The 22585-nt window shown below is 55.6% G+C and carries 16 protein-coding genes; 10 read left to right on the top strand and 6 right to left on the bottom strand.

Annotated elements, in window-relative coordinates; genetic code table 11:
* Nucleotides 1-174: 174 nt before the first annotated feature.
* Complete coding sequence (locus HPC62_RS06295; protein WP_172354249.1) at nt 175-645, bottom strand: hypothetical protein; 471 nt, start codon at nt 643-645, stop codon at nt 175-177.
* 481 nt (nt 646-1126) lie between these two features.
* Between HPC62_RS06295 and hetZ the strand changes: the two genes are divergently transcribed.
* Together hetZ and HPC62_RS06285 are read left to right on the top strand one after the other, a co-directional pair.
* The gene (gene hetZ / locus HPC62_RS06290; RefSeq protein ID WP_172354248.1) at nt 1127-2269 is read left to right on the top strand and encodes a heterocyst differentiation protein HetZ; all 1143 of its coding nucleotides are present in this window, start codon (nt 1127-1129) and stop codon (nt 2267-2269) included.
* A 244-nt stretch (nt 2270-2513) separates the two neighbouring features.
* Nucleotides 2514-3272 carry a PatU gene (locus HPC62_RS06285; RefSeq protein ID WP_172354247.1) on the top strand — a complete coding sequence of 253 codons (759 nt, stop codon included), beginning with the start codon at nt 2514-2516 and terminating at the stop codon, nt 3270-3272.
* A 241-nt stretch (nt 3273-3513) separates the two neighbouring features.
* Here HPC62_RS06285 and HPC62_RS06280 read toward each other — a convergent pair whose 3' ends face one another.
* Nucleotides 3514-3981: a pentapeptide repeat-containing protein gene (locus HPC62_RS06280; RefSeq protein ID WP_205371428.1), complete on the bottom strand. Its 468-nt coding sequence runs from the start codon at nt 3979-3981 to the stop codon at nt 3514-3516.
* A 489-nt stretch (nt 3982-4470) separates the two neighbouring features.
* On the opposite strand from HPC62_RS06280, the gene HPC62_RS06275 reads away from it, so the two are divergent.
* Entirely contained in the window at nt 4471-5001 is a 531-nt protein-coding gene (locus HPC62_RS06275) for a YraN family protein (RefSeq protein WP_172354245.1), read from the top strand.
* A gap of 30 nt (nt 5002-5031) precedes the next feature.
* On the top strand, nt 5032-5736 hold the full coding sequence (locus HPC62_RS06270; protein WP_172354244.1) for an aspartate/glutamate racemase family protein: 705 nt from the start codon (nt 5032-5034) through the stop codon (nt 5734-5736).
* Between the two features lie 60 nt (nt 5737-5796).
* Here HPC62_RS06270 and HPC62_RS06265 read toward each other — a convergent pair whose 3' ends face one another.
* Both HPC62_RS06265 and HPC62_RS06260 read right to left on the bottom strand, forming a co-directional pair.
* Nucleotides 5797-6000: a hypothetical protein gene (locus HPC62_RS06265; RefSeq protein ID WP_172354243.1), complete on the bottom strand. Its 204-nt coding sequence runs from the start codon at nt 5998-6000 to the stop codon at nt 5797-5799.
* A gap of 596 nt (nt 6001-6596) precedes the next feature.
* Nucleotides 6597-8003: a sensor histidine kinase gene (locus HPC62_RS06260; RefSeq protein WP_172354242.1), complete on the bottom strand. Its 1407-nt coding sequence runs from the start codon at nt 8001-8003 to the stop codon at nt 6597-6599.
* A 234-nt stretch (nt 8004-8237) separates the two neighbouring features.
* On the opposite strand from HPC62_RS06260, the gene HPC62_RS06255 reads away from it, so the two are divergent.
* Complete coding sequence (locus tag HPC62_RS06255) at nt 8238-8732, top strand: DUF4079 domain-containing protein (protein WP_172354241.1); 495 nt, start codon at nt 8238-8240, stop codon at nt 8730-8732.
* Nucleotides 8733-8934: 202 nt separating this feature from the next.
* Here HPC62_RS06255 and HPC62_RS06250 read toward each other — a convergent pair whose 3' ends face one another.
* The gene (locus HPC62_RS06250; RefSeq protein WP_172354240.1) at nt 8935-10134 is read right to left on the bottom strand and encodes a Coenzyme F420 hydrogenase/dehydrogenase, beta subunit C-terminal domain; all 1200 of its coding nucleotides are present in this window, start codon (nt 10132-10134) and stop codon (nt 8935-8937) included.
* Between the two features lie 344 nt (nt 10135-10478).
* Here HPC62_RS06250 and HPC62_RS06245 point away from each other — a divergent pair, with 344 nt between their 5' ends.
* From HPC62_RS06245 to HPC62_RS06225, 5 genes are all read left to right on the top strand, one after another.
* Nucleotides 10479-11105, top strand: a complete 627-nt coding sequence (locus tag HPC62_RS06245) for a Uma2 family endonuclease (RefSeq protein ID WP_205371430.1) — start codon at nt 10479-10481, stop codon at nt 11103-11105.
* A gap of 130 nt (nt 11106-11235) precedes the next feature.
* Nucleotides 11236-12264: a tetratricopeptide repeat protein gene (locus HPC62_RS06240; protein WP_172354239.1), complete on the top strand. Its 1029-nt coding sequence runs from the start codon at nt 11236-11238 to the stop codon at nt 12262-12264.
* Between the two features lie 230 nt (nt 12265-12494).
* Nucleotides 12495-13589 carry a cytochrome c oxidase subunit II gene (locus HPC62_RS06235; protein WP_172354238.1) on the top strand — a complete coding sequence of 365 codons (1095 nt, stop codon included), beginning with the start codon at nt 12495-12497 and terminating at the stop codon, nt 13587-13589.
* Nucleotides 13590-13699: 110 nt separating this feature from the next.
* Nucleotides 13700-15352 (top strand): cytochrome c oxidase subunit I, encoded by a 1653-nt coding sequence (ctaD, locus tag HPC62_RS06230; protein WP_172354237.1) that lies wholly within the window; start codon nt 13700-13702, stop codon nt 15350-15352.
* Nucleotides 15353-15482: 130 nt separating this feature from the next.
* Nucleotides 15483-16112, top strand: coding sequence for a cytochrome c oxidase subunit 3 (locus HPC62_RS06225; protein WP_172354236.1), 630 nt, complete (start codon nt 15483-15485; stop codon nt 16110-16112).
* Nucleotides 16113-16497: 385 nt separating this feature from the next.
* On the opposite strand, the gene HPC62_RS06220 is transcribed toward HPC62_RS06225, so the two are convergent.
* On the bottom strand, nt 16498-21432 hold the full coding sequence (locus HPC62_RS06220) for a substrate-binding domain-containing protein (protein ID WP_172354235.1): 4935 nt from the start codon (nt 21430-21432) through the stop codon (nt 16498-16500).
* Nucleotides 21433-22585 lie beyond the last annotated feature (1153 nt).

Here is a 22585-nt window from a genome sequence, read left to right as displayed (position 1 = left end):
CCAATAAGCCGTAAGCTAATAAGCTGCGAACCAATAAGCTGTGAACCGATACGCTGCGAACCGATACGCTGCGAACCGATACGCTGCGAACCGATACGCTGCAAATAAACTACAAAGCACGGCTTGCTATCTGCATATGACGGATTTTGGGCAAGCCGTGTTAGCAGTCGAAGCCTATGCAATATCAGGCGGCACTTGCGCTTTGCCCTGAGACTGCTGCAAAAACGCCTGAATCAGCGCTTGCAGGTTGGCACGAGTGACCTCAGTGCCCGTATTCAGATTCCCCGGCACTTCAAAAAAGATAATGCTGTCCACGCTAGTCATCGCTACCAGTTGAAACAGGATGTGCGTGACGGGCATTGGAAACGCCATAATCTGGGGATCTTTTGCCAGCGGATTCGCCGTTGCGTCCTTTAGGCTGGCGAAGGCGTAGACGACGTTTTTTTGAGCATTGGTCTGGCTGCGATGGTTTAAAGTCGTCATCACCCATTGCTGCTCAAGGGTTTGTAATATGTAATATTGGAGGTGGCGAAGCTGTTGAGCAATCTCCCTGAGAGCAGGGGCGATCGTTGCCACTGCTGCGGGCGTTGCACCGTCTTGGGGAGCATTTTGAACGAGGTCTTGAAGCTGCTGATCCAGAGTCATACCGTTTGCTAATGGCGTTGTGTGTTGCGTGACGTTGAGTACTGACGACGCTCTGTGTGCTTTGGGCTATCATCCTCATCAGTCTAGTTCAGAAGCTCGTTTACGAGTCTAGCTTGCCCGCCTGATGTTTCCGTACAGATGCTTTTTGTACAGGTTTTGTACGGACGGCGGGCGATCGCCGCTGAATCACTCCTAAAGGTGGCAACTTTAGTTGGTGGCTTTAGGTAGCGGCTTTAGCCGGCGGCTTTAGTAAAGCAGAGCGGTAAAGCAAAGCTTGCTGAAGCAACGGCTGTTTCCCTCGGAGCGCTACAATAGCGCCCTCCAGCAACCCGTAGGCTTGCTGACTTGACTTGAATCAGGCTGTTGATCGAGAACGCCAGTCTGCCACAGACTGGGGCTGCACTACCCCACCCTTGCCACTCCGTAGGGGTGTGTTAACGTTGTAACGATCTACATCCATCAGGGAGAGAGCACCCAAGGCGTGGAGGCTATTTTTAACCTGGTTTTTAACGAGCTGAAGCAATGCACCCGTGCGTCTGAGCAAAACTGCCGCGACGTGGCATCCCGCATTACCGGAGAGGTCGCCCGCATTTGTTCAGAAAGCAAGCGCATTCAGTCGTCTGGAGAGGTCGATGCCTGGTCGGTTGCCCTTGCCCGTCACCGACTTAAGCAGTGTTTGAAATATTACCAGCTTGGGTCGCGCCGGGGTCGGGTTGACTTGCATAGCACCCTCAGCGCCGTGGTCTATCGCTACATCACGCCGCCCCAGGTGCAGTCCAGCTATCAGGCGCGACTAGGGCTGATCGAAGATTTTCTGCAAATCTTTTACATCGAAGCCATCAACGCCTTCCGACGTGAGAATCAGCTTGCCCCTAGCTACAGCCCGCGTACCGCGCTGGATCTGGCGGAATATATGGCCTTTACCGAGCGTTATGGCAAGCGGCGGATTCCGCTGCCGGGTCGCCGCAGTCAGCAGCTGATCATTCTGCGGGCGCAGACCTTTTCTCAGCAGCAGCCACCTGAAACGATGGTGGACATGGAGCAGGCCGCCGAGGGCGCAACGGGCGAAACCGACCAATCCCGCAGCGGCGCACCCATGCAGCAAGTGCGAGAGCAGATGGTCGCCCAAGAGCCAGAGGTGGAAGAAGACTCTCTGCGGCATACTGTGGTGGCAGAACTGCTCAGCTATTTGGAAGAGCGCCAGCAAAAGGACTGTGCCGACTATTTCACGCTACGGCTCCAGGATTTGCCGACGCAGGAAATCGAAAAAATTCTGGGACTTACGCCCCGCCAGCGCGACTATTTGCAGCAGCGGTTCAAGTATCACCTGATTCGCTTTGCCATGTCGCATCACTGGGAACTGGTGCATCAATGGCTAGAGGCAGACCTGGAGCGAAATCTGGGGCTAACGCCGCAGCAGTGGGACGAACTGCTCAGCCGCCTCAGCACAACCCAGCAAGAGATGCTAAAACTCAAACAGCAGGGTAGACCCGACGGGGCGATCGCCCAATCTCTTGGCTGCACGGCAACCCAAGTGCAAAAACAATGGTCTAAATTGCTAGAACTGGCCTGGGAAATTCGTAACAATGTTGTGTCCGGAGCAGGGGTAGCAGGGGATGAATAGTGACTCAGAAGCTGAGGATATTGTTTCCTGGCTCCTACAACAGCTAGATCAATCAACTGCTGCACCATCAGGGGAAACCAGCTCAGACGCTGGACGTGATGCGTTGGATGCAGCACATCCGCAATCGAATCACGATAATCTGCTCGACTCGGAAGAGATCAACACGCTGTTGAACCACTTGACCGGGTCGGACGTTTTTTCTTTTCAAGACACACCATTATCCCATTCAGGAGAGATACCTGCTGTGCAAGACCGTTTTTATGCTTTGTTGAGACATCGGTTGCGGGAGGAAATCGAGCGCCGACCGCCCCTCTATCCCTGGGAAACCGAAGTGCGAGAGTATGAAGATGCCCTCGCGCCAGAGCTGGCGACTGCAACTGTTTGGGCATCCCAAATGCAGGCACTCAACCTGCCCGTGCCGATGCCCGAAGGCGTGCTGAATCGCTTGCTGGAACAGTGCCAATCCCTCCTGCAATCCTCATTGCAAGAAGGCAGAAAGCTGGTGCAAGCCGTAGAAGCTCTGTTTCCTGGTGAATCAGATGCGCTGAACCACTTGGCTGGCTATGTCATGGCGGCTCCAGCCCGCTCCGGAACCTCGGCCCCGGTGCTGGAAGGCGTACTCGACCACTATGATGCAGCGACCCAGCCTCAGCAAATGTTGCTGTCGCTGGTGGCGGCGCGGGAAATTTTGAATACGCTGGTGCTGACGGTTTCCCCATCTCAGCCAACGCTGGAGCGCGAGTGGCACACCACGGCTGGCTTGCTGACTCTGCGGGCAATGCTGCTAGAATCGGGCAGCCTGCGCCTGGTGGCGAACCTGCCTTGCGCTGGACGGCTGAAGTTGCAAAGCAGCGAGGTTGAAAAGACTGCCCATCGTGCCAATGCTGGCCCCGTCAGCCTGGAACTGCTGGAGGTAGAAGCGCTGCAATCTTACTCGGTGCAGGTGGAGCTAGAGCAAGCGGGTACGAGTTCGCTCTCGTTTGCGATCGCCCTTGGCGAGTAAGCCCAAATCTGGCCTTGCAAAAGGCTGGTATCGCACAGAAATAGACAGCTAGCTAACTAATCGACCCAATCCCGTGTGAATGAAGCACGGGATTTTTTTGTGCAAGATTGTATTTTGTACTACTTAGTGTTTAATGAGTAGACTTCTCGCACAAATGCTTTTCTGAGAGCGTGAATCGTTGGGCAGCGCCGCCGCCCAACGATTCACGCAAGAGGTTTAGCGTTTAATCTTACGGGAAGCGCTAAAAACAATTCAGCGTGTCGCGGGTGTTGCGACCTGTAACCGGATTCGTGCCCTGAGCCACCGCACAGAGCTTGTCCTGCATATCCTCCCGCAGCAGCACATCGGTAAAGTCTGCCCCGTCGATGATTGCGCCCTCAAATCGGGCGTTAAAGGCAAACGCACCTTCCAGAATGGCGTTTTTGAGGTTAGCTTCCACCAGGCGAGCCGAATCGAGGGTGGCGTTGGTCAGGTTAGCTGCTTCCAGGTTGGCATCTTCCAGATTTGCCGCAAAGAAGCTAACGCCCTGTAGCTGCGTGTGGCTGAGGTTGGCGTTGCGGAGGTTGGCTTTGGTAAAGCTGGAGTCGGTGAGGTCGCGCCCCGAAAAGTCGGCATCGACCAGGTTTTCGCGGTTATAGTCGAGCGCTAGGGCAGGAACCGGAGACAGTAGGGCGATCGCCCCCACCAGCACCAAGCTCCACACCAGCATCCGCCGGGCTGGCAAAAGCAAGGCTTGCAGACATTGCCAAAGCTCAGCACCATTGACACATCGCACCAGCCGCGCCCAGACTTCATGCATTATTCTTTTGTCTACATACATTATTCTTTTGTCTAGCATCTGACCCAGCATCCTACCTGGCATCCCAAGTTGCACAGTAAGCTATGTTGATTGCAGAAGTTGATTGCAGAAATTAATTGCAGGAAAGCCCTACAGAAGATTATGTCAATTCTCTGGAGTGGCACTATGGATGAAATTGCAGGAAGACCCGCAGACCCCTGACTAGCAATCCAAAATTGCGAATCCAAGATCGCAAATCCAAAATCAAGAATCAACACGACTTCTTCCTTACTGATCCTACCCGAATCCCTGCCAAAGTCTGCGATCGCCCAGCCCATCTCTGCCCTTGATTCACCCCCCTTGATTCACCCCCCTTGATTCATCCCTATTGATTCACCCTGATTCACCTTTTGAAGCCCCATGCCCAAGCGCTCTCCTCAGTCTGTTCCAAATCCCCGCATCTCGGCATCGGGTGAGTTTGGGCGCTTGGCCGAAACGCTGGTAGCGCGGTGGCTTGTTCAGCAGGGGGCAACCATTTTGCAGCAGCGGTGGCGCTGTCGCTGGGGTGAGTTGGATTTGGTTGCCCAGCTACCAGAATCTTCTGGGGCGGCTGCTACGCTAGCTTTTGTCGAAGTGAAGGCACGGCGAAACGCGGGATGGGACGCGGGCGGTCTGCTGGCCGTCACGCCGCAAAAGCAGGCAAAGCTGTGGCAGGCGGCGGAGTTGTTTCTGGCAGAATATCCAGAATGGGCCGGGAGCAACTGCCGATTTGACGTGGCGTTGGTGGCGGGGCGATCGCGCTCTGTTGAGTCTTCTGATTCTCCTGCCCAGAACAGCGGCCCCGATTGCAGCCTCCCAGACGGCACTATCCGGCTGGGTCATCCCGTGGCGATCGCCCACTACACTCTCACTCTGCAACACTACCTGCCCAACGCCTTCGGCCATCTTTAGCCATCGCTCCCCCCAACCCCAAGCTCTCCAATGCGTCTCCACGTCATCAACCCCAACACCAGTCGCGACATGACCTACTCCATCGAGCAGATTGCGACGGCGAACGTTTCTGGAGAAACAGAAGTCCTCACCACCTGCCCCGCCCACGGTCCCGCCTCGATCGAGAGCTACTACGACGAATACCTGGCAATTCCCCATGTGCTGGCAGAGGTGCAGCGGACTGAAGCGATGACGGACGGCTATGTGCTGGCCTGCTGGGGCGATCCGGGGCTGGATGCGGTGCGCGAAGTGACGACCCGGCCTGTGGTTGGCATTGCCGAAGCGTCGATGTATGCGGCCAATGCGATCGCCCCCCGCTGGTCAGTCGTCACCACGCTGCGCCGCAGCCACCACATGGTCGAAGCGATCGTGAAAAAGACGGGACTGATGGAGCGCTGCGCCTCGATCCGCTGCGTGGATATGCCCGTGCTGGCGTGCGAAGCAAACCCCGACGCGGTGATGGAAGAATTGGTTCACATGGGCGAACTGGCGCTCAGCGAAGATGGCGCAGAGGCAATTATCCTGGGCTGCGCGGGCATGGGCGGTATGGCAGACTATCTAAGCGAGGAACTGGGCGCACCGTGCGTCGATCCAGTGGCGGCAGGGGTACGCTTTGCCGAATTGCTGGTGAACCTAAACCTGCAAACCAGCAAGTGGCTCACCTATCAATTTCCAGAGAAAAAAGCGTTCAAATAAATCAAACAACTAGTGTTCAAATAAAAATGTTCAAATAACTACGACTCTGAAGAACATCGCTCAGGCCGGCTCAATATTAGCAATGCGGAACCCCATCTGGCACTCATACTGCTCCGGCAGGTTTTCCGACGGCTTTTCCAGGGCGCGGCCGCAGCGCAGCCGTCCCTGCTGCCAGCGGGGCTGACCGCTGCGATCGGCCATCAGGCAGCTTTGACACACCTGCTGTGGCTGAAGCAGTTGATCTTCCATGAGGATGACGAGCATAAGCACCTCCCGCAATGAGGGTAGGATTGGTCTTGCGACAATACCCTCGCCAGTATCTTCCCAGTACCTTCATTGTATGGCAGGTTTTTTGAACCGCTAGTTAAGTTTATCGGAGGTTTATGGTGGGCTTATGGGGCGTTTAGGAACGCGCCCGCAAAAAACAGCGGGCAATCTTGCGCGATCGCCGACGGGCCCCATCTTTGAACGTTTGGGAGTTTTGTAACCCTTCCACCTTACGACCAATTTCAATCAGATTTCAATCAGACTTCGATCAGACTGAAATGGGTTGGCGTGAGCTTTTCGATTTCTCGGATTATCGCAATGTGCAACTTTGCCGATCCCCCTTACCCTGTTCTGATACGCCGAAAGCTTAAGCCCTCTTCCAGAGAGGGGAGGGACTTTAAGCCACTCTTGCTCCCCTTCTCCCGACTTAGGAGAAGAGTCCGGGGGATCAGGGTGATTCATATCTGCGTTCAGCAACGCTTTGAAGTTTAGATGGGCAATTTTGGATGACTGATCTGCTGGCTCAGTCAAGGACTGGCATAGCGTTTAGCTAATCTCACAGATAGCACTGCGGAGAGAAATTGACATCGGCTTTAGGGCGGATCAACCGGGATGACGAGCGTAAAGGTTGCGCCCTGATCGGGTTGGCTGACCAGTTCGACAGTGCCGCCGTGGGCCTGGGCGATCGCCCGCACGATGGCCAGCCCCAGCCCCGCACCTTCCGAGCGTCGCCTGCTGGTATTAGAACGGGCAAACCGCTCGAAAATGCGAGCCTGTTCCGCTTGGGGAATGCCTTTGCCCGTGTCGCGTACCCAAAAGCGAACTTTATCTCGATCGAGCGCTGTGCCTAAGGTGATGGTGTCGCTGAGCTGGGTGTGCTGGGTAGCGTTTTGGGCCAGATTCATCACTGCCTGAGTCAACCGTTGGCGATCGCCCACAATCCAGCCCCTAGCACGATTTTCTAGTCGCCACTGGCGATCGCCCAGGGCTTTTGCCTTGGCAAATAGCGCCTCCGCTAGAGCGGCCACGTCTACCATTTCCATCCGCAAAAAATTGGGCTGCTCTGCCTTCGCCAGCAGCAGCAAGTCATCCACAAAGCGACTCATGCGGTCTAGCTCATCGGTCACTAGATCAATGGTTTCGCGCTGCTCGGTGGGGTCGTCGCTCAGCAGTTCCAGATGTCCGCGAATAATGGTGATTGGTGTTCGCAGTTCGTGTCCTGCGTCGCTGACGAAATCGCGCTGGGCGGCAAAGGCAAGCTGCAGTCGATCTAGCATTTCATTGAACCGCAGCGTCAGTTCACTGATTTCGTCTACACCATGCACAGGAATACGCTGAGTTAAATCGGACTCGCTCACGGTCTTGGCGGCCTGGGTCAACAGATTAAGCGGCTCCAACGCTCGCTGTGCCACAAACCAGGCCACCACCGCCGTCAGCCCCAGCACCGTCAGCATCACCTGAATCACGATGGCGATCGCCTCGTCTATCCCCCTCAGTTCAGCCGAGAGCAGATGCGCGACGACAAACACGCCCCGGCTACCTTCCCGAAAAATCGGTTCGGCCTGATAAATGATGATTTCCCCATCCGGCAGGGTCACCCAGCGCCGCCGGGGTGTGGCAATTTCTGCAAACTCTTGAGCCAGCGGGCTAGATAAATCCAGAACCTTGGGCACAGCACGGGGACTGGAGCGATCAAACTCGCCATCCAAAAACGTCAGCAAAAACTCGTTATCGGCGGGAATATTGCGGCTGAGGAAAACCCGAAACAGAGCATCAATATCGTTCCCAAACGGCTCGCTGGTTCTAGGATTTAGCCCCGTTTTGAGCTGGCGCAGCTCCAGCACCTCTTGCTCCAGCGATTGCTCGATGCGCTCATACAGGCGAGCCAGCAGCGTTTGGCGGATTCCCACAATCGACACCAGCATCGAAGCCGCCACTAACAAAATATACCAACCCAGAATTCGCGTCCGAAGACTGGAAAATAGCCGATTGAGTCGCATGGGTAAATGAGCAGAACGAGCAGATTGCAATCCTGAGTGGGCTTCTTGACCGCAGCAATGGAAGAAAGTTCCGGTGGAAGTGCTTCTTGCTCAGGATAGGGGGCATCAGGATTCATACCGTATCAGGATTCTCGCGCTTTTCCCCTTCGTCCAGCCCAGTTCCCGCTATAGAATAGGCTTAAGCGCAGGCTTAACAATTTTTTAAGAAACCATTCCAAGGGCAAGGAGAACACCATGTCAGAGTTTGCAACTCGCTTGAGCGAATGGCTAGACCCCATCGCTGATGTCTTTCGCAATCTCAATGTGCCAGAGCCGATTGTGCATTGGGGGCACCCCGCGATGATGGGCATTGTGGTGCTGGTGATGGGCAGTTTTGCAGCGGTGACGGGCTGGCAGGGCCGCTTGCTGACGGCGACCGACGACGCGCTGGCCGCAAAAAAGCGCACAGACCATAAGAAAATTGCCGGACTGATGTTTCTGTTCATCGCAATGGGCTATACGGGCGGCATCCTGTCGCTGGTGATGCAAAACCAGCCCATTTTGCAAAGCCCCCACTTTTGGACGGGTTCGGTGGCGCTAGGAATGCTGGCGGTCAATGGGCTGATTGCTGCGTTTGGCTTTTCTCAAGGCAAAGGCTTCCGCACGGTTCACGCTTACTTGGGTAGCGTAGCGCTGGCGCTGCTGCTGATCCACGGCATCTTTGGGCTAAAGCTGGGTCTGTCGATTTAGTCGATTTAATTGATGCTAGTCGATTTGGGTTGGTGGATTAGGGGCAACCCGCAACAAACCTCCGCCAGTATCCGGTTCCTACGCACTTGCGATAGGTTTTCTGGGTTTTGGACGATGTAAGTCCTATCCGTTTGGACGGCTGATTGGACGGCTGAGCCACAGGCAGTGCAATGATGCAGCCCTGCAACGCTCAGCCGTTCTGCTATTCTGGCAGCTTGTATTGCCCCACGATGCGCTTGGCGTAGTCGGGGACGTGTTGCTCTAGCTTGTCGGGATAGTTGCGCTTCATGTAGAGATAGTTGCGGGTGAAGTGCGAGTCGATGGAAAAGCGGGCATATTCCAGCCCTTTGGGGCCAATTTTTTCGATCACCACGCCCATTAGCTTGGCCGCCCACATCGGCAGCGTCACGCCTTTGTCGTAGGCGGGGATGCTGTTTTGCACGGCTTGATGGCGATCGCCCTGGGACATCACAGGCTGCGTCTCAAGCTGGTCTTTCACCAGATCCAGCATCTCCGCGCCCGTCTCATTTCGTACCACAATCCACTGCCAGCCGAAGGGTGCGCCCATGTAGCCCACCACCAAATCCGCCAGCGAGTTTACATAGTCAAAACAGGTCATGCAGGAGGGCGCAAACACGTCCTTCAGTTCGTTCGTCTTCAGCCCAAAAAACGGCACCGTCTCCGTCGAGCCGTCTTCGTGCTTGAAATGCACGCGGAAGTCCTGCATGAACTCGTAATAGACCACCGTATCGGGCGATCGGCTGGTGGTGTCGAGAAATTTCTGCAAGCCAGCGCGGGTCACGTTGTCCACACAGGGCGTTCCCAGCACATAGAGTTTCTCTAGCCCCAGCTTGTCTTGCACCGCCCGTAGCGCCTGGATTTGGCAACCCACGCCAATCACCAGCAGCCGCTTCATGCCCGACTGCTCTACCAACTCCAGCACCGACAGGTTGGGCGACAGGGTGGGCTTATTGACCCGCGCCGCCAGGATTTCTTCGGGCGTGGTAGCGATCACGGGCTTTGGCTGAAACCGATCCTCCTCCGTGTTTTGCACGCAGACCACCCCTTCCACCAGCCCCCGGTTCAGCATTTCAATGGCAATGCTGCTGACGATGCCCGTCCACTGGGCCCCTTCGATGGGCTGGGTCTTGCGGGCTGCCATCATGTCTTGATGCACCCCAAAGTACACATCGTTTTCTTGGGACAGATCGCGGCTGCGCCCGTGAAATTCCTGCTCTAGGTCGGCAATCTGCTGGTTGATAAAGGCGCAGGCTTCCTTCACGTAATGCACATAGTACGTATCGCAGAGGCCGCACTCGCTACACAGTTCCTTGGCGGGGCGACGGCTGCCGGGTTTGAGGGCGCGGGCTTTTTTGTGGGCGTTGGGCGAAACGGCGGTCATGAGGGATCAAGGGTCAGGTTTCAGGGGTCAGGCGACCTGTTTTCACAATACCGTAGGGTGGGGGACGGGCGATCGCCCTTTCTCGTCACCACCCTTCGCGAACACTCCAACATCCTGACACCCCAATACCCCGCCCCCTGTCCACTCGACCGAATCCACTAAACTGAAGGCAGTTGGACGCTCGTCGTGGGGGCACGCTGCCGATGCCAGAACCCGAACTCCTCGCGCCAGATACGCCAGAGCTTGATCCGTCAGACCCGGTGCAATTGTCGCCTGAGCAATCTGCGCTGGAGGAGCCTGCCGAAGCTCGCTTTTCGGAGGAGGGCGATCGCGAGTTGCCCGTGATGCCTCCCTGTAATCTTGACAGCGACGAGCCGCCTTTGGAATCTGATCTTCATCTCCAGCAAATGATTCTGTTTTTGGAGTGCCTGAACTGGCTGTGGCGCGATCGCACGGACTATTACGCCAGCGGCAATCTTACGATTTACTACAGTACGAGCAAAATCAAGACCCGCGACTTTCGCGGCCCCGATTTCTTCGTGGTGCTGAATACGGAAAAGCGCCCGCGCAAAAGCTGGACTGTTTGGGAAGAGGACGGCAAAACGCCCAACGTGATTATCGAAATTTTGTCGAACAGCACAGCCCAGCAAGATCGCGGCGCGAAAAAGCAGCTTTATCAGGACGTGCTGCGAGTGTTTGATTATTTCTGGTTTGACCCAGTAACGCTGGAATTTGCCGGATTTACGCTTGTGGGTGGACAGTATCAGCCCCTACAACCGGGCGATCGCAACTGGCTGTGGAGCGAACAACTCCAGCTTTTCCTCGGCATCCAGGACCGCAGGCTGCGCTTTTTTACCCCCGACGGTGTGCTCGTTCCCACCCCTGCCGAAGTCGCTCTCCAAGAACAGCAGCGGGCCGAGCAGCTTGCGGCAAAGCTGCGCGAGCTTGGCATTGATCCGGACGCGCTTTAGACAGCGAAATCTTGCATCCACGCCATGATGAAGTTCTGATGGTTTCCGTTCGCGGCTGCTTCGCGGTTTCCGGAGTCGCTGATGGGCACACTGAGGCTATGGATAGAGTGCCAGACGGCGGAGCGGGACTATGCAGATTGTGGAGCAAACCCCAGGGCGGCTAAAACTGCGCGATCGCGGCTGGTCGCTGTGGCTCACGTTTTTTCCGATAGCGCTGCTCGGGCTGGGCATCATGCCTTTGGGCAGGCACACGATTTTTTCGTGCCAGCGCGTTTCAACGCTCAGCGCCCAATGCACGCTAGAGGAGAGCAATTTCCTAGTGTCTACCCGTCGCCCGATTCCTTCCAGCAGCATTCGTGGGGCAGTCGTAAAGCGGCGATCGAGTGGACGCGGCAGTGTTCGCTACAGCGTGATTCTGCGAACCAAGAGCCAATCCATCACGCTCAGTTCTAGGTCGTCAAGCTGGAGTCGTCAGGAGGCGATCGCCAACCGAGTCAACGCTTTTTTCATGGACAACACCCAGCCCTCGCTCTACGTCGAAAATGACGACCGAGTAGCGATGTTATTCATCGGCGGCATCACTGCGGCAATGGGGATTGGCGGGCTGCTGGGCATGTGCGAGATTAACCACGCCACGCTAGACAAAGCCAGCGGCAAACTGCACCATATCCGCCAGGGCGCAATTGGGCAAAAAGAATCGGTGCTGCTGCTGCATCAAGTGGCCTATGCAGACGTGGAGCAGGGCACAGGCAAATCGCGATCGACCGGACGGATTGTGCTGCACCTGAAATCGGGCGATCGCTTTCCAATGACGCGCAACCTCTATCCCGGCCTGAGGCATAAGGAGAAAGTCGCCAGCTTAATTAGCGAGTTTGTGGCCGCTCCCGCTCCTGAGCCTGTGATCAAACCGGAACGGGCAAAATCGTCCCCTGTGCCCAGCACTCCCGAAGCGGCGATCGCCCACTATCAGCAGGCACTTCAGAGCCATCCCGACGATGCCGAAACCCACTATCGACTGGGCATGGTGTTTTACAAGCAGCACAACGCCCAAGCCGCCGCCAACCACTTGCAACGCGCCCGCGACCTGTTTGCTGCGAAGCACGAATCTCATCGCGTGCTGCAAGTGCAGGATATGCTGTGGCGGCTGGAGCAGGGATAGCTCGGCTAGGGCAGATGGCGCTGGGCAGTCCGAAAAGGTGGCATCCGCAAAGGTTATGAAATTTCAACACAGGCGTTGCGGGATCTGAAGCAAATCGAAAGTTTCCAGCGATCCCCAGAGTTCGGATGGTATTACAGGAAGAGAGTTCGGGGATTAGCGGGGGCGATCGCTACAAAACGTTACATCTCCAGCCTCACCCAACCCATCTGCGACTCATACTTTGAGGATTCATGAAACAGATTCCAGCATCCCTTCTCACGCTCACCGCTGGCATTCTGATCACCCTGGTCAGCCTGTGGGTGGGTCAGCACCACGGTCTATTGCCAGAGCAAGCGTCGGAAGCGGCGGTTTTGGTAGATCAGCTTTTTAATGTGATGGTGATGATCGCCACCGCGTTGTTTTTGGTGGTGATTGGGGCAATTCTGCTGTTTTGCTTTCGCTATCGCCGTGCGCCGGGGGACGAGGACGACGGCATTCCCATCGAGGGCAACCTGCCGCTAGAAGCCTTCTGGACGGCGATTCCGGCGATCCTGATCATCGGGCTAGGGGTCTACAGCGTCCAGGTGTTTCAAGAAATGGGCGGCTTTGACCCCGGCAGTATCCACGTCGGGCATAGCATGATCGGCGGCGCAGTGTCGCACGCGATGCCGTCTCACGAAATGCACGCCGTGCCGCAGGGTTCTGTCGCGATGATGGCGCAGGCTCCGGATGATGGGGCGATCGCCACCGATGCCACGGCCGATCTGCTAGCGGATCTGCCCGAAGGCACAGAACCGCCCGCCACGCCAGTTCCCCGCTATGGTTTTGGCGCAAACGCTGCTGAAGAAGGGCATACGCCCGACCTAGTGGTGAACGTTACCGGAATGCAGTATGCCTGGCTGTTTAACTATCCCAATAGCGGCATCATGACGGGCGAACTGCATATTCCCGTTGGCAAAGACATTCAGCTCAACATCTCTGCTCAGGACGTGATCCACTCCTTCTGGGTGCCCCAGTTTCGCCTGAAGCAAGACGCGCTGCCGGGCCAATCCTCTGGCTTGCGATTCGTTGCGACCAAGGTGGGCACGTATCCCGTCGTTTGTGCGGAACTCTGCGGCAGCTACCACGGCGGCATGAGAACCCAGGTGGTTGTTCACACGCCAGAAGAGTTTGACGAATGGCTCCAGCAAAACGCCGTGGCGCAGCAGCAAAACCCATCGCAAACCGTGGCGGTAAATCCGGCGGAACTTTCGGATAGAGACTATCTCTCGCCCTACGCGCAGGAAATGGGCGTGAGCGATCAAGTGCTTTCACAGGTACTTGCACAAGTGCGATCGCGCTCTTAGCGGGCGATCGCGCCGCTTCGCGGTTCAAGAGCATTCATTCGGCTGTTCTAATTCTGAACTCCTTCTTCGCGCCAAGTCTTCATAAAAAAACTGGTATATTCCCTCTGCGTATGACTCAAGCACAAGTTCCACTCGACGACGCAGCGCTCGTTGCAGACCACGACCACGCCCAGGTTCACAAAGCCTGGAAATGGTATCACTACTTTGGTTACAACATCGATCACAAGGTGATTGGCATTCAATACCTAGTGACGGCGTTTGTGTTCTATCTCATCGGCGGTCTGATGGCTGTGGGTATGCGGATGGAGCTAGCCACGCCCGATCCCGATTTCGTCGATCCCAGCCTCTATAACGCGCTGCTGACCAACCACGGCACGATTATGATCTTTCTGTGGATTGTGCCTGCGGCGATCGGGGGCTTCGGAAACTATCTTGTCCCGCTGATGATCGGCGCACGGGACATGGCATTTCCCAACCTGAATGCGATCGCCTTCTGGCTCAACCCGCCCGCTGGCTTGCTCCTGCTGGGCAGCTTCTTTTTTGGTGGGGCACAGGCGGGGTGGACTTCCTATCCGCCGCTCAGCGAAATCACCGCTCCAGTGGCCCAGTCGATGTGGATTATGGCAATCGTGCTGGTGGGTACGTCCTCCATCATGGGCGCAGTGAACTTCATCGTTACCATCATCATGATGCGGGTTCCCAGCCTGACGTGGGACAAGCTGCCCCTGTTTTGCTGGGCGATTTTGGCGACTTCGGCGCTGGCGCTGGTGTCTACACCCGTGCTGGCGGCGGGGCTAATCCTGCTACTGTTTGATATCAACTTCGGTACGTCGTTTTTCAAGCCAGATGCAGGCGGTAACATCATCATTTACCAGCACCTCTTCTGGTTCTACTCGCATCCAGCGGTTTACTTGATGATTTTGCCAATTTTCGGCATCATGTCGGAGATTATCCCGGTCTACGCCCGCAAGCCGATTTTTGGCTACAAGGCGATCGCCTATTCCAGCCTTGCCATCTGCTTGGTTGGCCTGTTTGTCTGGGTACACCACATGTTCACTAGCGGCACGCCGCCCTGGATGCGCCTGTTTTTCACCATTTCTACGCTGATTGTGGCCGTCCCCACAGGGGTCAAGATCTTTAGCTGGGTGGCAACGCTGTGGGGCGGCAAGATCCGCTTCACAACGGCAATGCTGTTTGCGGTCGGGCTGTTGGGCATGTTTGTGCTGGGCGGACTTAGCGGCATCACCCTGGGTGCAGCACCGTTCGATATCCACGTCCACGATACGTATTACATCGTGGCGCATTTCCACTATGTGCTGTTTGGTGGATCGGTGTTTGGACTCTACGCCGCAATCTATCACTGGTTCCCCAAAATGACGGGCCGCATGATGAACGAGCGCTTGGGGCAGGTGCATTTCCTGATGACCTTCATCGGGGCAAACCTGACCTTTTTGCCGATGCACTCGCTGGGAACGCACGGAATGCCGCGCCGCGTCGCTATGTATGACCCGCAGTTCACCGCGCTGAACCAGCTCTGCACGTTTGGCGCGTTTATGCTGGCAGCATCGCTGATACCCTTTATCATCAACGCGGTGTGGAGCTGGACGCGCGGCCCCAAAGCCAGCGACAACCCCTGGAATGCGCTGACCCTGGAGTGGACCACCGCCTCGCCGCCCATCATCGAAAACTGGGAAGTGCTGCCCGTAGTGACGCACGGCCCCTATGAATACGGCATGACTGAGGAAGCCCTAGCGGTAGAGTGATGGGGAAGAGGGAAGAATGAAAAACGAAAAACGAGAAACTAAAAATGAAAAGCGCAAAACAAGACCTCTTCGTTCTTCCCTCTTCCCTCTTCCCTCCCAACTGACCTGAACTCTCGACAAACACCCAACCATGACTGACGCAACTGCACCCACCGGAGCGGCGATCGCCCCCGAAATTACTGCCGAGGCTCAGGCCCATGACCACGCGCATCCCGATTTGCGAGTTTGGGGGCTGCTGACGTTCCTAATTTCCGAATCGCTGATGTTTGGCGGATTTTTTGCCGCTTACTTGATGGTACGCGGGGCCGCAAGCCACTGGCCGCCGGAGGGAACCGAGGTGGAACTGCTGCTGCCAACGATCAACACCATCATTCTGGTGTCGAGCAGCTTTGTGATTCACCTGGGCGATGTCGCTATCAAGAAAAACGACGTGAACGGTCTGCGGAAGTGGTACATTGTCACAGCGCTGATGGGCGCAGTCTTCCTTGCAGGACAGGCCTATGAGTATGCAACGCTGGGCTATGGCCTCAAGACGAATATCTTTGCCAATTGCTTTTACCTGATGACGGGCTTTCACGGGCTGCACGTCTTCATTGGGCTGGTGCTAATTTTAGGCGTGTTGTGGCGATCGCGCCGCGCGGGTCACTATTCCGACCACAAGCACACAGGCGTTGAAATGGCGGAAATTTACTGGCACTTTGTGGATATTATCTGGATCATCCTGTTTGCGCTGCTTTATATCCTGACGCAGTTTTCCTAGATTCCAACTAGCTTCTAGAATTCATTCACCGCTGGTTCACTTCACAATTCCACTTCACCACTTAAACTCATCACCCAACGCACGATTCTTCCCTGTGAAAAATCGTGCGTTTTTGCATTCACGCTTCAATCTCCTAATCTTCAATTTGCAATCCTCAATAGATCGCTTGCATGAATGCTTTTCTAAGAGCGTGAATCGTTGGGTGGCATCGCCGCCAAACGATTCACGCAAGAGGTTCAATTTGCAATCTCAATTTGTTGCAATCTCAATTTGCAACCCGCAACCCATTGATGCGCCCAAACTCTTGCGTGTTGTGATTGCATGTTATGAGCGACTATTGTCTGTCAGACTGTGAGGGCGATCGCCCATGCTTTATAACGGCGCTTTAACGGCGTTTGCCCCGCTTGCTGGGCGGCTTTTTCCGGGATGACGTGAACTTGGATGTAGGGCTGCTAGAGGACTTCGCAGACGGGCTAGCGGCTGGCGGCTCTGCCTGGGGAGTAGTTTCAACAGCAGGGGTTTCAGCGGATTTGCTAGAAGCTGTCTGGTCTGGCTGGGACTGGTCTGGCTGGCGCGATCGCTCTCGTGCTTCCTCAATCCACAAATTGGGGAAAATGCGCTGCCAGGATGCGGGCTGAATGATGTCTAGAATCTGTGCCTCAGAGGCTTCCGCCAATGCTGCAAAGGTGGTAATTCCAGCCGCAAACAGCTTCTGCTCGTAAACCGGGCCGATGCCATTAATTTCATACAGCGGGTCGCGGGGTACCTCTGCCGGGATGGAGGCGGGCGATCGCCCACTAATCATCTGCGCTTCGGCAATCCACGCCTCCGGATCAAACCGCTGCCAGCTTTCCGGCTGAATCAGGGTTTGCAACTGCTCTGGTGTTGCAGTGGCCAAATCCCCAAAGGTGAAAATGCCACCATCGAATAGCTTCTGTTCATACACCGGGCCGATGCCATTGATGTCGCGCAGCGGGTCATGATCGGTGTCTGCGGGAATGTCTACGCCCTGAGCAAACCGCGCCGCTTCCTCGATCCACAGGGCGGGAAAAATCTGCTGCCACGCGGCCGGACGAATGATCTCTTGCACCTGCGCTGGCGTGAGCGCTGCCAAATCCGCAAAGGTGTAGATGCCTGCATTGAACAGCTTTTGTTCATAAATTGGGCCGATGCCGTTGATATCGCGCAACGGGTCGCGCCGAATATCGGCAATCTGTCCGGTTGCCTGAACAACTTCGCGATCTGGCGATTCAGTGGCGATGCTGGATGTGTCTGCGTCTGAGAGGGCGATCGCCCCTGTCACCCTAGCCCCTGTCGTCCTAGCCCCTGTCGCACCAGTCTCCGCCGTCAGCGCCAGCGGCAAAGCCTCTAGCTGCAAGCGCACCTCAGCAAGCTGTGCCGTGAGGGTATCCCGTTCTGCCTGAAGCGCTTCTCGCTGAGCCTGGGTTTCTGCCTGCGCCTGTCGAAGCGTTTCGGACTCGGCCTCAAGCGTCTGGACGCGCGATCGCCATTCTGCTTCGGTATCCTCTAGTTGTGTGCGAAGAGCGACCAGTTCTGTTTCAATTGTCGTGCGATCGCTGTTCGCCGTCGCGAGATGCTCTTGTAAGGTGGCAATCCGTTCTTGCAGCGCAAGACGTTCCTGATCGTGTTCTTGAACAATCTCCTCCTGATGTGTCTGTGCAGAAGCTAGCTCAGCCTCAAACTCATTTCGTTCCTGCGTTACTTGAGCCAGTTGTTCTCGCAGCACTCCCAGTTCTGACTCTAGAGCAACCTTTGCACCTTGTGCCTCATCCCGAACCTCTTTTAGCTGAGTCCGCAGCGTGTTCACTTCTGATTCCAGCGCTTCTCGTCCGCTTTCAAACTCATCGAACTGAACCTGTAGCGCGGTTAAATCTGCTTCAAAGGTATTGCGTTCCTGCTCAAGTTCATCCAGCCGTGCGCGGAGTGTAGCGATCTCTGCCTCAAATGTATCCTTTTCCAGGGTGATGTCGTTTATCTGAGAGTGCAGCGTGGATAGCTCGGCTTCACGGCGATCGCGCTCTTGGGTCATTTCGTCTAGCTGTGCCTGGAGCTGTACAATTTCTGCCTCAAATGCATCCCGTTCAGCGGTTAGATTCTGCATCTGGGGACGTAGTGCAGTCAGTTCAGCTTCAAACGCAGAGCGCTGTTCAGCAATCTTATCGAGATGGGCTTGCAACTCATCAAGCTGAGTTATGAATTCATCGCGTTCTTCCGTGACGTTGCCGAACTGCGTTCGCAGAGCCGCCAGTTCGGATTCTAGCGTTTCCTGTGCAGCCGTTTTGTCTGCTACCTGGGTGTTGAGATCAGCCAAGTTTGCTGCCAATGCGTCGCGCTCCTGCACGGTTTCGTCAAACCGAGTTTGCAGCGTCGCAAGTTGTAAGATAACTGCTTCTCGCTCAGCGGCGATCGCCTCTAATTGAGTTCGCAATTCCGTTAATTCTTGCGCCCCTGTTTCGCCTGCGGCAGTGGCATCCGAAAGCTGAGAGCGGACAGTGGCCAGCTCTAAATCCAGCGCATCACGTTCCTCTATGAGATGGTTTAACCGGGCTTGCAGGTCTTCCAGGTCTGCGGCTGTGGCTTGCTGGGCGGCCGTTTGTTCCTCAACGAACGCATCCAACTGGGCCCTCAGGGTCACAAGCTCTGCTGCATGGGCATCTTGTGCTGCCTCCAGTTCTCTCTGAAGGTCTTCTACACGAGTGCGAAAGGTCGCAAGCTCATCCCCAAGCGCATCCCGCTCGGCTGTCAGCGCGTTGGCTTCCGACAAGAGTTCTGCCCGCGCGGCTTCCTCTTCTGCCCGAACACGGGTTGATTCCGCCACGCTGGCCCGCAGCAGCGTCACTTCTGCGTCCAACTCGCTTCGGGTTGCCTTCTCAGCGTCAAGCTCTAAGCGCAATGCCAACAAGGCGTTTTCCGTTTCAGAAACGGCTGCTTCAGCGTTTTCAGTTTGCGATCGCGCGGTTTCCAGTTCCGTTCGCAGTTCTGTCTCCAAGCCTTCCAGTTCTGTGAGCCGCGATCGCAGCGATATTAGTTCTCCCTCTACGTCATTTCTTTCAGCTTGAATACGTTCAAACTGCGATCGCAGATTATCTAGCTGCACGTCTAGATCCGTCTTCTCTGCTTGCGCTGACTGCAACAAAGCTTGAAGACTCTGTGTTTCTTCTTCAGCAGCCGTTTCTGAATTTCGCTGTGCTTCTAGCTCTCGCTGAAGCAAGACAATCTGATTCGTCAGTTCATTCCGCTCGGCGTTCACCTGGCGCAGCTCTGCGCTTGCGGCTTCCAGATCGGCGGCGATCGCCTCTCGTTCGCGCTGGCTTGTTTCAAGCTGATCGTGCAATGCCGCCAGATCTGCCTGACGATGCTCAATCTGGGGACGAAGCTGGGCGAAATCGACTCGCTCTCCAGGGTTCAGCGATTCGCCCACAAACGCCGCATAAAAGCCGCTCAAAGCCTGCCAGTAGCTATCTTTTTCTTGAATAACGCCTGCCAGCGTTTGGCGCAGTTCATCCAGGTCAGCCGTGCGGTCGGACTGTTCTGCGTGTGCAGTTTCCAACGCTGCTTCTAGCTCAGATCGTCGGGTGTCGGCATCCTGCAAGCGCGATCGCAGCGTCTCGATTTCTAGTTCCAATGTTTGCTTTTCTGACCGGAGCGTTTCTATGAGCGATGGTGTCTGTTTGGGTTCGCCCGTCAATGCTTGTGAAAGGGCCAGTCCAGTCACCAGAGCGGTTTGAACGTCCTCTGCCGTGAATTCTCCTGTGGGTTCATCTACAGGCGTATTAGACTCATTTTCACGTTCCTCCATGCGTTCCGGCTCAGCTACCAGCAAAGGGCGATCGCCCTCTGCGGGCAGCGTATTTTCTGCTGGAAGCTCCACGTTCGTCTCGGTAATGGCTTCAGATTCCGGCTCTGGTTTATCCTCTATCTCATGAGTCACTTCGGCATCAATCGCTTCAGCATCAATTGCTTCGGCATCAACCGTGTCAATGTCTGTCGCTTTCGTATCAGTATTTGATTCCAGGAATAGTTCGCTCTCAGGTTCGAGATTTGATTCTGAACCTAGAAGCTCTACGGTGCCAAATTTAGAATCGATGCTTTCCGATTGATCATCAGTCTGTGGAACGCCCGTATCATCGCTCTGCTCCTCTGTTGATTCAGGCTCTAGTTCAACATCTGACCCCTCAATTACCACTGCGTCCGATACGGAAGTCCAGGCGGTGTCGTTTGGGATACGAACTTGGGCGCTATTGGTTCTGGTTTTGGCAGCCGTCGCCGCTGGGCGAGTTGGGGTAGAGTCTGGCGATCGCCCCAAAGACACGGCCTGCTCCGCCGCAGACAACGCTTGATTTCGCTGACGAGCCTGCCGCGCCAGCACCGCCTGCACCAGCGTCAGCAGCCCGCCCAGCACCAGCAGCGGCAGCAGCACCCACTTCAGCAAAGAGCCAATGCCGCGCCCGCCGGGAACCACCTCGCCAGGCGCGATCGCCACGGTTTTGCGTTTGCCCGCCTCCAGCGCGATCGCCCGTTTTGCCTCGCTCAGCAGCGCTTGCCCATCAGGCGATGTGGTCAGGTTTTGCGCCACGGCTGCTGCGGGAGAACCGGGTCGATAGGCGATCGCCCCCACCTGCTCCAGCGGATACCGCGCATCCATCGGCAAGACCTCTTGGGGAACCGCCAGCTTCACCACGCGGGCTTTGGTCTGCTGGGTCAACTGGCTGGCGATCGCATAGCCAATCCCATCTTTCCCAAGCTTGGCGATGACCTCGGCCGTGTCGTCGGTTTTCAGCAGCACCCGGTTCACGGTCTCTGGCAACGCATCCGGCGGCACGAGTCCATACTGCTGCAAGGCCGCCCGCGTTTCGCTAGTGGGTGGGCGATCGATCAGGCGAATCGGGCGATCGGGCCCGCCCACCTGCGTCCAGTTGGTGATATCACCGCGCAGGATTTGCTCGAACTGCTGCACCGTCAGATGTCCCTTAAAAGGATTATCCTCGCTCACGATGACTGCAATTTGCGCCTGATCCAGCCATAGCGTTTTGAAGCCTTGGGCGAGTTCGTCTGGCGTGAGCGATCGCCCCACTGCCACCAAATCCACCTCACCTCGCTTCAGCGCTGCCAGCCCTGCATCCGTTCCATTGGACTGCACTTCCACCGTGAGGTCGGGCGATTCTGCTTCGAGTTGCTGCTTGAGCGCCCGATTCAGCGACAGCAGATCGCGGGCCCCGTCAATGCGAATGAGCGTTGCAGGTTTTGAAGCCACAGTTTGCAAATCTGCTGCATTAGCAGGCATAATTCCCAGCAGCACGAGCAAAAGACCCGACGCAGCCAGACCAGCCGAAGCAAAACGGTCTATCCAAAAACCAAAATTTTTTGACATGAGGAGGATACTGGCGAAAGGTGAATAAAACCGTGCAGTGCGGGCTATCTGAATGCTCACGGAACGCCAACCCAACTCAACCCGCTACAACGCTGCCGCGAACAAAAACCTAAGCGTTACGTCGGCGCAGCGCCATCCCTTTAGAAATAGTCCAGATGCCTGATTTGCGTCAGTTGTACAGAACACAAGCGATGCCCATGTGCCTTAAGCAATTCCAAAGTTTGCAGCGCGTTTTTGTGTGCAACTGGTGGAATGATCCCTCCACCCGGCATAATGAGGAAGCAATGTCAGTTCTAAAGTTTAGACTGACGATTTTAGATTGGCGATTTTAGAATGTTGGGTTAATTGTTGGTTTAGCTGATTTAACTTGATATGCCGCAAGACTTTCAGCTATTTTTAGCAGCTTCATGGGTCGCGCTGTCTAGGCTATTGTGTACACCCTGACCGCCTGACACATCTTTAGGCAGCCTCCCAAGGGGATACTAGCAGCGCATGGATTGGATTCTAGAGAACCAGATAAGGTCATAATGCTTGGCCTCAGCTTGTTTAGAAGCAAAACAGGGTTCAGGGTCAACGCTAAAGAGGGCAATCGGTGATAGTGGCCGCCCTTGGTTGACCGCCCCCTTGAGCCAGCGGAGACCGATTTTGAGATGACATCGTTCAGGACTCTGGAGATATGCAAATTTCAGCGTCTCATGTCAGCTCACCCTTTCCTACCCACCTTCACGAGATTTCAGAGCTAATTTGTAAAGGAGCCTGAAAGCCTTGTTAATCAAGGATTTCCGAGAAACCGCTTTTCCTGGGCAAACATGACCTCAAAGCCACACATGCCAAGAGTTTCAGGCTTCTTAAGATTTGCTTCATAAATTAGCTCTCAAGCCTTTTGCCCACTTGTGTCAGGCAGTCAGGTATTGACCAGCGAACGCACCTGAGCGAATAACTCTGCTCCCCAGTCTGAGCGGAATCCGTTGGTCACCTTGCGAAAGATTACACTCCAGCGCAACGCCTGTTCACTCGCATTATCTTTAGTTTGGACTAATGGTGAAGAGGAAGGCAGTCAATGAGAAGCACCGACTGCCGT

The sequence above is a fragment of the Thermoleptolyngbya sichuanensis A183 genome (genome assembly GCF_013177315.1).
Taxonomy (GTDB): Bacteria; Cyanobacteriota; Cyanobacteriia; order Elainellales; family Elainellaceae; genus Thermoleptolyngbya; species Thermoleptolyngbya sichuanensis.
The sequence above is the reverse complement of the archived record's forward strand: the minus strand, read 5'-3'. Positions and strand labels throughout refer to the sequence as shown.